The 12,486-nt window shown below is 64.6% G+C and carries 14 protein-coding genes; 7 read left to right on the top strand and 7 right to left on the bottom strand.

The annotated features are described in order from the left end of the window. Positions 1-22: 22 nt before the first annotated feature. Complete coding sequence (gene cobT / locus ACP159_RS05665; protein ID WP_425098671.1) at positions 23-1,903, bottom strand: cobaltochelatase subunit CobT; 1,881 nt, start codon at positions 1,901-1,903, stop codon at positions 23-25. Between the two features lie 121 nt (positions 1,904-2,024). On the opposite strand from cobT, the gene ACP159_RS05660 reads away from it, so the two are divergent. Then, entirely contained in the window at positions 2,025-2,327 is a 303-nt protein-coding gene (locus ACP159_RS05660) for a hypothetical protein (protein ID WP_425098670.1), read from the top strand. Between the two features lie 90 nt (positions 2,328-2,417). Beyond that, a complete protein-coding gene (locus ACP159_RS05655; protein ID WP_425098669.1) occupies positions 2,418-2,591 on the top strand; it encodes a hypothetical protein in 174 nt (57 codons plus the stop codon). Positions 2,592-2,605: 14 nt separating this feature from the next. Here ACP159_RS05655 and ACP159_RS05650 read toward each other — a convergent pair whose 3' ends face one another. The 4 genes from ACP159_RS05650 to cobS form a co-directional block, all read right to left on the bottom strand. Next, complete coding sequence (locus ACP159_RS05650) at positions 2,606-3,076, bottom strand: hypothetical protein (RefSeq protein WP_425098668.1); 471 nt, start codon at positions 3,074-3,076, stop codon at positions 2,606-2,608. Positions 3,077-3,222: 146 nt separating this feature from the next. Then, entirely contained in the window at positions 3,223-3,621 is a 399-nt protein-coding gene (locus tag ACP159_RS05645; RefSeq protein WP_425098667.1) for a hypothetical protein, read from the bottom strand. 203 nt (positions 3,622-3,824) lie between these two features. Next, the gene (locus ACP159_RS05640; protein ID WP_425098666.1) at positions 3,825-4,307 is read right to left on the bottom strand and encodes a DUF1877 family protein; all 483 of its coding nucleotides are present in this window, start codon (positions 4,305-4,307) and stop codon (positions 3,825-3,827) included. 70 nt (positions 4,308-4,377) lie between these two features. After that, on the bottom strand, positions 4,378-5,364 hold the full coding sequence (cobS, locus tag ACP159_RS05635) for a cobaltochelatase subunit CobS (RefSeq protein ID WP_425098665.1): 987 nt from the start codon (positions 5,362-5,364) through the stop codon (positions 4,378-4,380). A 176-nt stretch (positions 5,365-5,540) separates the two neighbouring features. Between cobS and ACP159_RS05630 the strand changes: the two genes are divergently transcribed. The 4 genes from ACP159_RS05630 to msrB all read left to right on the top strand — a co-directional run bounded on the left by ACP159_RS05630 (position 5,541) and on the right by msrB (position 8,209). Beyond that, on the top strand, positions 5,541-6,092 hold the full coding sequence (locus ACP159_RS05630; protein ID WP_425098664.1) for a sigma-70 family RNA polymerase sigma factor: 552 nt from the start codon (positions 5,541-5,543) through the stop codon (positions 6,090-6,092). Further along, positions 6,089-6,787, top strand: coding sequence for an anti-sigma factor (locus ACP159_RS05625; protein WP_425098663.1), 699 nt, complete (start codon positions 6,089-6,091; stop codon positions 6,785-6,787). The genes ACP159_RS05630 and ACP159_RS05625 overlap by 4 nt, the downstream gene beginning before the upstream one ends. A gap of 185 nt (positions 6,788-6,972) precedes the next feature. After that, positions 6,973-7,524 (top strand): fasciclin domain-containing protein, encoded by a 552-nt coding sequence (locus tag ACP159_RS05620; protein WP_425098662.1) that lies wholly within the window; start codon positions 6,973-6,975, stop codon positions 7,522-7,524. A gap of 226 nt (positions 7,525-7,750) precedes the next feature. Next, entirely contained in the window at positions 7,751-8,209 is a 459-nt protein-coding gene (gene msrB, locus ACP159_RS05615; RefSeq protein WP_425098661.1) for a peptide-methionine (R)-S-oxide reductase MsrB, read from the top strand. A 332-nt stretch (positions 8,210-8,541) separates the two neighbouring features. On the opposite strand, the gene ACP159_RS05610 is transcribed toward msrB, so the two are convergent. Continuing rightward, positions 8,542-9,168, bottom strand: a complete 627-nt coding sequence (locus ACP159_RS05610) for a J domain-containing protein (RefSeq protein ID WP_425098660.1) — start codon at positions 9,166-9,168, stop codon at positions 8,542-8,544. 698 nt (positions 9,169-9,866) lie between these two features. Between ACP159_RS05610 and ACP159_RS05605 the strand changes: the two genes are divergently transcribed. Beyond that, the gene (locus tag ACP159_RS05605) at positions 9,867-10,526 is read left to right on the top strand and encodes a PRC-barrel domain-containing protein (RefSeq protein WP_425098659.1); all 660 of its coding nucleotides are present in this window, start codon (positions 9,867-9,869) and stop codon (positions 10,524-10,526) included. A gap of 405 nt (positions 10,527-10,931) precedes the next feature. Here ACP159_RS05605 and gatB read toward each other — a convergent pair whose 3' ends face one another. Beyond that, positions 10,932-12,455: an Asp-tRNA(Asn)/Glu-tRNA(Gln) amidotransferase subunit GatB gene (gatB, locus tag ACP159_RS05600; RefSeq protein WP_425098658.1), complete on the bottom strand. Its 1,524-nt coding sequence runs from the start codon at positions 12,453-12,455 to the stop codon at positions 10,932-10,934. Between the last annotated feature and the right edge of the window lie 31 nt (positions 12,456-12,486).

Genomic DNA, 12,486 nt, shown 5'->3' with positions numbered 1-12,486 from the left:
GCCGAAGGCAAGCCGAAACCCCTCACGCGCTGCGCTTGATCCCCATGACCCGCGCCCGCGCCCGCGGATCGCTGTCGAAAAGCGACGCGAGCTGCTCGGTCATCGCCCCGGCCAGTTGCTCGACATCGGTGATCGTCACCGCGCGGTCATAGTACCGCGTCACGTCATGGCCGATGCCGATGGCCAGCAATTCCACCTGCTTGCGCTTCTCCACCATGGCGATCACGTCGCGCAGGTGCTTCTCGAGGTAGTTCGCTGGGTTCACCGACAGCGTGCTGTCATCGACCGGCGCCCCGTCGGAAATCACCATGAGGATCTTCCGCGCCTCGGGTCGTCCCGCCATCCGCCGATGCGCCCATTCCAGCGCCTCACCGTCGATGTTCTCCTTGAGCAACCCTTCCTTCATCATCAGGCCGAGGTTGTCCCGCGTCCGCCGCCAGGGCGCATCCGCACCCTTGTAGATGATGTGCCGCAGGTCGTTGAGCCGTCCCGGTTGCTGTTCGCGCCCCGCGTTCAGCCAGGCTTCGCGTGCCTGTCCGCCCTTCCACGCCCGCGTGGTGAAGCCGAGGATCTCGACCTTCACGTTGCAGCGCTCCAGCGTCCGCGCCAGCACATCGGCGCAGATTGCCGCAATCGAGATCGGCCGCCCGCGCATGGAGCCGGAGTTGTCGAGCAGCAGCGTCACCACCGTATCGCGGAACTCCGTGTCCTTCTCGACCTTGAAACTGAGCGGCGTCGTCGGGTTCGCCACCACCCGCGCCAGACGGCCCGCATCGAGGATGCCCTCCTCCCGGTCGAATTCCCAGGAGCGGTTCTGCTGCGCCTGCAGGCGGCGCTGCAGCTTGTTCGCCAGCCGTGACACCGCGCCCTTCAAGGGCTCCAGCTGCTGGTCGAGGTAAGCCCGCAGCCGCTCCAGCTCCGCAGGTTCCGCCAGGTCCTCAGCGAGGATCTCCTCGTCGTGCTCGGTGGAATACACCTTGTAATCCGGATCGGCCTCCGAGAAGGGCGCGGGGGGCGGTGGATCCAGCGGGGCTTCGCCTTCCGGCATCTCCGTCTCGTCGCCAAGCTCCTGATCGGCGGCGTCGTCCATCGAGACCTGCGCCTGGCTCGGGTCCATGGTCTCGTCCTGCGACTGCTCCGGGGAGGCGTCCGCCTCCTCGCCGCTGTCGTCGTCGTCCCCGGACTGGTCGGGCTGTTCCTCGTCGTCCTGCCCGTCCTCCTGGCCCTCGTCCTCGGCCTCGTCATCCTCGCTGTCGGGATCGTCGCCAAGCTGGTCGCCATAGCCAAGATCGGAAATCATCTGCCGGGCCAGCCGGGCAAAGGCAGACTGGTCGTTCAGCACGTCGTCGAGATTTTCCAGCGTCTCCCCGGCCTGCTTCTCCATGAAGTCGCGCCAGAGGTTCATCACGTTCGCCGCTTCCGGCGGCAGATCGCGCCCGGTGGCCAGATGCCGGATCAGGTAGCCCGCCGCCACCGGCAGGGGGGCCTCCGTCGCCGCCTTGATCTGGCCATAGCCACGCCGCACCGCTTCAGCGCCGATCTTGGCGTCGATGTTGCCGGCGGTGCCCGGCATGTCCCGCGCGCCCATCGCCTCGCAACGCGCCGTCTCCATCGCCTCGTAAAGCTCCCGCGCCATGTCCCCCGGCGGGGCATAACGGGTGTGCGTCCCGGCATCGTGATACCGCCGGTACAGCGCCAGCGCATCCGCCGTGCCCCGCGCCAGCAGCACCTCCTCCCGCGTCATCCGCCGCGAGACCTGCGGCAGGCGCATGGCATCTCCGCTGACGCCGGACGGGTCGACGGTATAGGACACCGTCAGTTCCGGGTCATCGGCCATCACCTTGGTGGCCTCGGCGAGGGCCTTCTTGAACGGATCGGCGGGGTTGTCGGTGGGCTTGCTCATATGCCACGTTTCCCCCGGACGCGGCCCTTTGGCAAGGGGGAGCGGCGGGAATTTCGTGCCCGGATCACCGGGCCGGTTGGTTGGGTGGGAGGCGGCGATGCGGATATGGCAGGGAGTGGGAGTGCTCCTGCTTTGCGGACTGGCGATGGGTTGCGATGGCACGGAGCCCTACAACTCGGAGCGCTTCGAAGCCAACCGGGCCGAAACACAGGCGGACATCGCGCCGGTCGTCTCTCTCCGGATCCTGCGCTTTACCGAACCGGGACGCATCGAGGCGGAATTGACCAACGCCTCGGAGCAGACCTTCTGCACCTACGCCGACAGGCATTTCAACTCCAAAGTCACTTTCGTGGACCCGAAGGAGGGAACGCCCGTCGAAACGACCTGGGTTCATGACGACTTCGGTGCGGCCTTGGAAAAATGAGATCACGCCCTGCGGCCGATTCCTCCCGGCACCACGGCGCTGGTACTGCAGCGGGTTTCGCTCAAGGAGCCGCTCTCACGGGTCGATGCGATGAACCGGTTCACGGCTCCCTACGACCGACGCCGGGGGCTGAATGCTCTTGCGTCGGTGATCATTTTTCCGACCTGTCCGCTGCGGTCCGGCGCGATCATGGAACGCCGCGGCGTCTACGCCGTCATCGACAGCCCCGCACGCCGCGTTCCCCCGGGGTTCGCCAACGACTGATCCGGTGCGACGCCCTACTGCTCCAGCGCCGCCTTCATCTCGTCGCGCATCTTCTCGCAGAAGCCGAAGTTCGTGCGCACCGCGCTGTCGAGCAGCTTGCCGTCCGCCTCCTTGTTCTGCTGGAAGCGTTCGAGGTAGACCGCGCTGACCTTCTGGACCAGCGGCACGGTGAAATCCATCGCCGCCTGCTGTTCCTCGCCCGCGGCCTCGCGGCGCGTCATCATGGCGTAGAAGACCATCTCCTCCTCCAGCGTGCGGAAGGTGTCCTTGGCGTTCGAGCCGTCCGGCGCGGCGATGCGCAGCGCGGCGACGAGGCCAGCGCAGGCCACCGGCGCCTGCGCCTTGCCCGCGCTCTCGGCGGTCTTGTTGACCTTGGCGAGGAAATCGTCGGCGCTCAGCCGCGCACCCTCGGCAGCAGCGGCCAGCGACAGCGGCGCCATCGCGGCAAACAGGGCCAGGGTGGCCGGGATCAGTCGTGTCATCATGTCTCGTATCCTGCCTTTTGGGAAACCCGTCGGACCGCGGGTATTGGCGGCAGAGTACCATGCCGGGCAGGGCAAGGAAAACCGGATCACCCCTGGTCGGCAAAGGCTGGCCGATCACAAGGCGGTGTCCCGCCACCTTTGGCGCCTCAGCCCAGCACCATCTGCTGGCAGGTGCTCATCAGCCGCTCCGCCGTGATCCGGGCATAACGCGCCCGGCGCGGGTCTAGGTCGAAATGCGCGGTGCTCAGCAGTCGTGCCTGCGTCATCTTCGCCTCGATCCGAATGTGCAGCACCTGTGGCCCGTCCAATCCCGCGGCGCGGGCGTCGGGGGTGATGGCCTCGAGCAACGTCTCGAACAGCGCCCGCCGCTCCCGCGCCTCCATCCCGTCCCGGCCCAGCAGCCATTCATGCTCCATCGTGGCGGAATAGCGTCCCAGGCAGGAGGCGAAACTTTCGGTCTGTTCGCGGACCGTGTTCGGCAGCGCCAAGGCGGGCGTCACCGCGCCGATCACGAGCACCAGGAGGCTCAGAAGGTATGTTTTCAAACCGCCCATATTTTGGACGGTACATCAAATGTTCTGCCATTTCGTTAACCAACTTGGAAACTTTTCACAAAAGTGTCATGAAATCCACAGGGGCGGCCCCGGGCGCCCGTCCGTCTTCTTTGGTCCAAAAATATCTGGGGCTCCGGGGGCAAAGCCCCCGAACAAAATCTTGTTCCGGCAAAATTTTCTCCCCACAGGAGGGCTTACGTGAGGGTCAGCAGAACCGCCTGATCCGCCTCTGCGGCTGCCGTCATGAAATCCCGGATCGTGCCGAAAGCCCCGCGCACCAGCCCGTTCTCCTCGTCCGACTCCGGCCGATGATAGATCTCCGACTCGCCCCGCAGGGCGGCCAGCCGGTCGTCGAGCAGCGCATGGGGCAGGGCGGACAGATGCGCCGCAACCGCCCTGACCTCCTCCGGCCCGAGCACCCGGGGCGGCGCCTCTTCGGGATGGATCTCATGCCAGGCCTCACCGCCCAGCAGGAACCCGGCGGGCAGCTCCGTCTCCCCGGCAGTCCCGGCGGACAGGTAATGCACCACATGCCAGCCCTCGAAGAAATGCAGGACCTCCGGCCCCTCGAGCAATTTCAGCCCGGACAGCCCCAGAGCAAACTCCGCCGCGTCATCGCCGGGTTCTTCCGGCGCTTCCTCCAGCGCGAACCGCCGCAACGTCATGGACAAGGTCATGTCGCATTCCTCTTCGTGCAAACAAAAACGCCCCCGAAGGGGCGCTCTGCGATGTCAATGCGAAGGCCGATCACCCCAGGCTCAGGCTCGCCGCGCTCTCCGGCAGTTCCTCGTCGAAGCAGCGCTGGTAGAACTCCGCCACGGTGGAGCGCTCCAGCTCGTCGCATTTGTTCAGGAACGACAGGCGGAAGGCATAGCCGATGTTGCGGAAGATCTCGGCGTTCTGCGCCCAGGCAATCACCGTCCGGGGCGACATCACGGTCGACAGCTCGCCGTTCATGAAGGCGCGGCGGGTGAAGTCCGCGACGGTGACCATCTGGCGGATGGTCTTGCGGCCCTTCTCATTGTTGTAATGCGGCGCCTTAGACAGGACGATGGAGGTCTCGGCGTCGATGCTGAGGTAGTTCAGCGTCGCCACCAGCGACCAGCGGTCCATCTGGCCCTGGTTGATCTGCTGGGTGCCGTGATAGAGGCCCGTCGTATCGCCGAGGCCGACCGTGTTCGCAGTGGCGAAGATGCGGAAATACTTGTGCGGTGTGATGACCTTGTTCTGGTCCAGAAGGGTCAGTTTGCCGTCGGTCTCCAGCACCCGCTGGATCACGAACATCACATCCGCGCGGCCCGCGTCGTATTCGTCGAAGACGATGGCGGTCGGCGTGCGCAGCGCCCAGGGCAGGATGCCTTCCTGGAACTCCGTCACCTGCTTGCCATCGACCAGCTTGATGGCGTCCTTGCCGATCAGGTCGATCCGGCTGATGTGGCTGTCGAGGTTCACCCGCACCGCAGGCCAGTTCAGCCGCGCCGCCACCTGCTCGATATGGGTCGACTTGCCGGTGCCGTGGTAGCCCTGGATCATCACGCGGCGGTTGTTGCGGAAACCGGCAAGGATGGCGAGCGTCGTGTCCGGGTCGAACTTGTAGGTCGAATCGATGTCCGGCACCCGGTCCGTGGCGTCCGCAAAACCGTGCACGATCATGTCGGTGTCGATGCCAAAGACCTCACGAACCGAAATTTCCTCGGTCGGTTTCGCGTTGATGTCGATCTCACCACTGGCCATCTTTGGTCCCGTCCTTCTTTCACCGGCGTCTGTCCGGCCCGTGGTGCATCAAAAGCCGGGGAGAGGCAAGAGGGGCGCGTGCGCCTGTCTTCGGCGCGCCTGGGCAAAGATGATCTTGCAACCCCGGCCCATCGTGCCATCTTGGGCAGGGAAGGCGACAGGAGACGGCGCGGACGATGACACCCCAGGAGGAGCTCGAGGCGCTGATCGCCCGCATCGCGATGGGCGACCGCAAGGCCTTTGCCGCGCTCTATTCGCGCACCTCCCCGAAACTCTTTGGCGTCGCGCTGCGTGTGTTGAGGCAGGACGCGCTCGCCGAGGAAGTCCTGCAGGAGGTGTTCCTGCGGATCTGGGACCGGGCGGGACAATACCGTGCTAATGGATACTCGCCCATGACCTGGCTCATCACCGTCACGAGGAACGCCGCCATCGACCGGCTGCGCCGCCGCGCCGCGCGCGGACAGCAGAGCGACATCGGCGATCTCGCCGAACGCCTCAGCGCGCCGGAGCCGGGACCGGAGGCGCAGGCGGTGGCCCGTGACGAGGCGCGTCTGCTGCAGCAATGCCTGGCCGAACTGCCGCCGGACCGGGCGGAGATGGTGCGCGGGGCCTATCTTGACGGCCATACCTATGCGGACATCGCGGCGGCGACCGGGGTGAAGCTGAACACCGTGCGGACCTGGCTGCGCCGCAGTCTCATGCAACTGCGGGAGTGCCTGGGCGGATGAGCGATTTGGATCAGACCGACCTGCCGGGAGTCTGGGAAGCGGCGGCGGCGGAATACGTGCTGGGCCTGCTGCCTGAAGACGAGCGCCGCGCCTTCGAGGCGCGTCTGCGGGACGAACCCGATCTCGAACAGGACGTGGCGGCCTGGGCCGCCTATTTCACGACTTTCACCGACAGCCTCGAAGAGGTGCCGCCGCCACCGGCGCTCTGGCGCCGCATCGAGGCCGCCGCGTTCGGCCGCGAGAAGAAAAAGCCGTTCTGGCAGCAGCTCTGGCCTTATGCGGCCGGCGCCGTGCTCGGTGCGGCGGTGACCTGGGGGGTCTACACCTCCGGCATGCTCGACCTGACGCCGGAGCCGCATCTCTATGCCGACCTCGTGGCAGAGGAGCAGGGCTACGTGATGCTGGCGCATTGGGCGCCGGACAGCGGCACCTTCATGCTGCGCCGCGATGCCGGGGACTATCCGCAGGATAGCTCCGTGGAGATCTGGGTGATCCCGGGCCCGGACAGTGCGCCGGTGTCGGTGGGCCTGATGCAGGAGGTGGGGCTGACGCAGATCCCGGTGCCCGAGGCGCTGGTGCCGCTGATGACCTCCGGAACCACGGTGGCGCTCTCGCTCGAACCGCTGGGCGGCTCGCCCTCCGGTGCGCCGACCGGGCCGATCCTCGCCACCGGGCCGCTGGCCATCCGGGGGTGACAGCCAGGCCGCGGGAGAGGGTGAGCAGAGTTTAGGTCCAATACCTTGCTCACCCTCCCGAAGCGCTCACGCACCCGTGATCGAAAAAAAGTCAGACCCCCTGAAACTCCCGTCTCAGATGCTCCGTGTCTCTGAACGACCCAAGCCAATACCGGCTCGGGATGAACAATCCGGGAGGACACCCCATGACTCGCCTGACACTTCTCGCCTACACCGCAAGCGCTGCTCTCGTGGCCACCGCGGCATTCGCCGCCAATCCCATGGTCGGCGGTGCGCCGATGTACGAGAACAAGACCATCGTCGAGAATGCGGTCAATTCGAAGGACCACGAAACCCTCGTCGCCGCCGTCAAGGCCGCGGGTCTCGTCGACACGCTGAACTCCGAAGGGCCGTTCACCGTCTTCGCACCGACCGATGCCGCCTTCGACAAGATCTCCGACGAGAGCCTGGCCCAGCTGCTGATGCCGGAACACAAGGCGCAGCTGGCCAAGATCCTCACCTGTCACGTCGTGGCCGCGAATGCCATGTCCGACGCCATCGCCGGAATGATTGCCGATGACGGCGGCATGCACCCGGTGCCCACCGTCGGCGGTTGCACCCTGCAGGCGCAGATGAAGGGCAACAAGATCACCCTGACCGATGAGAACGGACGCGCGGCCACCGTGACCATCGCCGACGTGCGCCAATCGAACGGCGTGATCCACGTCATCGACCGCGTTCTTCTGCCCGCCCAGTAAGAGGCGGGATTGGCGCGGGCTGCACATCCCAGTCGCCCGCGACCGAGCGCCGGGGTCAGCCCCCTGTTCTCCGGCGCCCTTGTGCCGCAAGCGCGGGGCCTTTCCCTCGTATCGCAGCGACTGTTCGTCACGAGTATTCTGTTTGTCTCGCGCAATCGTGCACCGCCCCCGGATTGCCAGACCGGCGCCGGGGGCGCATCTTCCAAGGACATCAAGGAGGAGACCCATGAACCGCCGACCTTTCCTCGCCGGCCTGGCCGCCCTCGGCTTCGCCGCGACACCGAAACCCGCCGCCGCCTTCGAGGTGACGCGGACCAAGGCGCAGTGGAAGGCCATGCTGACTCCGCTGCAATACAACGTCATGCGCGAGGAGGGCACCGAGCGCGCCTTCACCTCGCCGCTCAATGACGAGAAGCGCGCCGGAACCTTCCTCTGCCGCGGTTGCGAGCTGCCGCTCTATCCGTCGAAGACCAAGTTCGACAGCGGCACCGGCTGGCCGTCGTTCTGGCAGGCCCTGCCCAATGCCGTCGAGACGAAGCCGGACCCGGGCCTCTTCGGCTCCCGCACCGAGTGCCACTGCCGTCGCTGCGGCTCGCACCTCGGGCACATCTTCGACGACGGCCCAAAACCCACGGGCAAGCGGCATTGCATCAACGGCGTCTCGCTGGTGTTCCGCCCGGCGTGACATCCGGGGGTGGGTTGGAAACCCACCCTACGGACGACGGAAACCGGCATGGCCAACATGCCTGTCGCGCGCCCGGAGCAAGCAGTCTCTTTTTTCGAGTATTTTCAAAGAGAAGAAAACAGGACCGCAGCGCACCCCGACGCCGGGGCGAAAATAGCGGGCGCCGCGCCGGTGCTCCGGTCTGGTCGCCCGCTCACGTCCGTGAGTGGATTTTTTGCCAAGCGGTTGAGGAATTGCCGCTCTTTAGCATCAGGGTACAACAACCCCTGCGTGTGCGTCCAGAGAAATCTGACAGCGGCGCGGTTTGTTGCCGACCGCTCCGGACCCGACCCTCACTTGAAGCTGCGCGAATCCTTGATCTGGTCCCAGGCCCAGACCACCTGTTGCAGCTGCTCCTCCTGCGACCGGTCGCCGCCGTTCATGTCCGGGTGCAGCACCTTGATCAGCTTCTTGTAGGCCTTGCGGATCTCCGTCTTCGACATCGTGTCCTCGACCTCGAGGATCTCCACAGCCTTGCGCTCCGTCGGCGGCAGCTTGCGCCCGCCGCCCGGCTTGTTCCGCCCCGGGTTGCGCGTGGCATTGTCGCCCAGCACCTGGTGCGGGTCCTCGATGCCGAGCCGCGCCCAGGCCTTCGCCTCCGGGTCGCGCCAGTCCTTCGTCCTGCGTTCCCAGACCTTGTCGGCGCTCTCCTGCGCGTTCATTTCCGCCTCGGTCTTGCCGTCGAAGAAACTCCACTTGGCGTTGTATTCGCGCACGTGCTCGCGGCAGAACCAGAAGTAATCGTCCAGCACGTCCGGCGCTTTCGGGGCGCGGAACTTGCCGGGTTCCTCGCAGCCCTCATGGTCGCACACGCGGGTGGAGGTCTCCTGTTCGCCGGACATGCTCCGCCGCCCGCGCGGGTTTTTCTTCTTGGCGGATTTGACCGACATGTCAAAGCCGAAGGGGTCTGATCTGCTCATGGTCCACACCTTATCGAGTCGGAGGCCAGAGTGTAGACTAATCGCCCGAAGTTTACAGGGGGCAGGACCCGAAAAATGCCTTGCTTGCTTCACATTCCGTACAGGGGATGCATCGCGCGGCAGCCCGTCGCCGCGCATGAAACCGAGCGTAAAAAGGGGGCGGGCCGATACGGCCACGCCCCCCGATCTGAAGAAACAAACGGATCAAATCCCCCTGTCGAAATTTTATCGTGTGCCCTCGAAAATCGGTCGGGCGATGTCGGCTCAATACGCCGTCGACAGAAAAACCTTACCAAATGGTATAGATTCGGGGAAGTCCGGGATTCCTTACGTAAGGGAAGTTGAATGTGACGCGCGTGCCCGCACCGTCAAATCGGGCAAGCTGCCGCCGGAGCGGGCATGTTGCATGTTCCGTGACGTCCGCAGCCGGGATCGTCTTCTATCGTGACGCGACGGCACGCAAGACGGCAGGTCCAGTCTCCCGATGCCCGGCATGAATGGCCATTAAGCATCTGAAAGTTTTCGAGAGCTTCTGCATGCCCCCGCCTCCTTTGTGCTCTGTTCGTGCACGCGTGCGAACGCCTGACCTCGCCTTTGGTTCCCGGCTTTTTTCCCGCATAGGCGGAAACCCCCGCGCCATGTTCTCGGTTCTTACGACATCACAGACACGATCCAAGAGATCATCGAAAGGACACGACATGACCTTCAAGACCTTCCTGATGAGCGCCTCGCTCGTTTCGCTTCTGACCACCCCGGCTCTGGCCCAGGACACCACCACCGCCGCGGACCCTGCTGCCGATCCGGCGGCGACCACCATGGAACCGGCCGCGGAACCGATGGCCACGGACACCATGGCGGACGAGACCATGGCCGAAGAGCCGATGACCATCGCGGAAATGACCGTCGATCAGTTCATCGGCCTCGACGTCCAAAGTGTCGATGGCGAGGACGTGGGCGAAATCGACTACGTCCTGCGTGGCCCGAGCGGTGACGAAGGCCGCGCCGTGATTGGCATTGGCGGTTTCCTCGGCCTTGGCGAATACACCGTCGCCCTGCCGATCAGCGCCTTCGACTTCAACGCCGAGGAGCGCCTCCTCGTGGTGAACGTCTCCGAGGAGGACCTGCGCAACACGCCCGAGTTCGATGAATCCGGCGTGGAAAGCGTCGACGGGGACATCCTCATGGCCGAGTTGATGGCCGATGAGCCGATGGAGACCGACACTGGTATGACCACCGACACCACCACGTCGGACGCCGCGCCTGCACCGGAGAATGACCCGGCGACGGAAGAAGATGCCGACATGGACGGCGACGCGGACAGCGATGCGTCGGACACCACCACTTCGGGCAGCAACTGATCGGACTGCCCCGCGCATCCGGCCCCCGCGACCTTCGGGTTCGCGGGGGCCTTTGTGTTTGGAGTCCTGAAGTGCGCTAGTCTTGTCGATAGTTTTGGGAAAGCAGCCAGGCGGGCGCGTCTTCAGTGTCCTCTTCACAGATTCCCAGAAATTTGCGTCGTTAACCATGTTTTCCGGAGGTTTGCGGGACAGACCCGATGGTATCGATACCAAAAAACCAAATCTGACGAAACTCGGCCCGAATCCTGATGATTGCCTGGTTAACGGCGCGGGGCAGGGGTTGAATTCCGTTAACCCGGTGTGGGTTCCGGCGCATCAGGCCCCCAGATATGCCAACGCGCGGCCCGTTAACCGAACCGCGCGTCGTATTAATCTTGGCATCCGCTTGCGGCGGCCGCGAAAGCGTTAACCCTGCTCGGCCAGCTTCTTCGCAACAAGGTCATTCACTGCCTTCGGGTTTGCCTTGCCACCCGTGGCCTTCATCACCTGACCCACGAACCATCCCGCAAGCTTCGGGTTTTGCTTGGCTTTTTCCACCTGATCCGGGTTTGCCGCGATGATCTCGTCAACCGCTGCCTCGATGGCTCCGGTGTCGGTGACCTGCTTCATGCCACGCGCTTCGACAATCTGCTCGGGATCGCCGCCTTCGGTAAAGACGATCTCGAACAGGTCCTTCGCGATCTTGCCGGAAATCGCATCGGACTTGATAAGCCGAATGATTCCAGCGAGTTGAGCCGGGCTTACCGGGCTATCCTCGATGGAGTGATCTTCCTTTTTCAGCCGCCCGAACAGCTCGTTGATGACCCAGTTCGCCGCCAGCTTGCCATCCCCCGCAGCCCCCGCGACCTCCTCGAAATAGGCGGCGTTCACCACCTCGGCGGTCAGCACGGAAGCGTCGTATTCGGACAGGCCGAAGTCCTTGACGAACCTTGCCTTTTTCGCGTCCGGCAGCTCCGGAAGCGAGGCGGCGATGTCGTCCACCCAGGCCTGCTCGATTTCGAGCGGCAGGAGGTCCGGATCGGGGAAGTAGCGGTAATCATGCGCCTCTTCCTTCGATCGCATGGAGCGGGTCTCGTTCTTGTCGGCGTCATACAGACGCGTCTCCTGCACGATCTCGCCGCCGGCTTCGAGGATGGCAATCTGCCGCCGCGCCTCGTAGTCGATCGCCATCTGGATGAAGCGCATGGAGTTCATGTTCTTGATCTCGCAGCGCGTGCCCAGATGCGAGAAGTCCTGCGTTTCCTGATACTTCTCATACTGACCGGGACGGCAGACGGAGACGTTCACGTCGGCCCGCATGTTGCCATTCTGCATGTTGCCATCGCAGGTGCCGAGGTAGCGGAGGATCTGCCGCAGCTTGGCCAGATAGGCCGCCGCCTCTTCCGGGCCGCGAATGTCAGGGCGCGAGACGATCTCCATCAGCGCGACGCCGGTGCGGTTCAGGTCGACGAAGGACATGTTCGGGTCCATGTCGTGGATCGACTTGCCCGCGTCCTGTTCGACGTGGATGCGCTCGATGCGCACCTTGCGGGCGATGCCCGGCTCCATGTCGACGATGATCTCGCCTTCACCCACAAGCGGATGATAAAGCTGGGAAATCTGGTAGCCCTGCGGCAGGTCCGGATAGAAGTAGTTCTTGCGGTCGAAGGCCGAGGTCAGGTTGATCGCCGCTTTCAGGCCAAGGCCCGTGCGCACCGCTTGTTCGATGCAGAATTCGTTGATGACCGGCAGCATCCCCGGCATGGCCGCGTCCACGAAGGCCACGTTGGAGTTCGGTTCAGCGCCGAATTGCGTCGAGGCCCCGGAGAAGAGTTTCGCCTTGGAGGCCACTTGCGCGTGTACCTCCATGCCGATGACCAGTTCCCAATCATGCTTGGCCCCGGCGATGACCTTGGGCTTGGGGGATTCATAAGACAGGTGATCCAGCATGGGGGCGCTCCTTGGCTCGCAATCGACCCGG

Origin of the sequence: Tropicibacter sp. S64 (genome assembly GCF_049803835.1) — a bacterium.
Classification (GTDB): Bacteria; Pseudomonadota; Alphaproteobacteria; order Rhodobacterales; family Rhodobacteraceae; genus Pacificoceanicola.
This window is presented reverse-complemented; position numbering and strand designations above follow the sequence as displayed.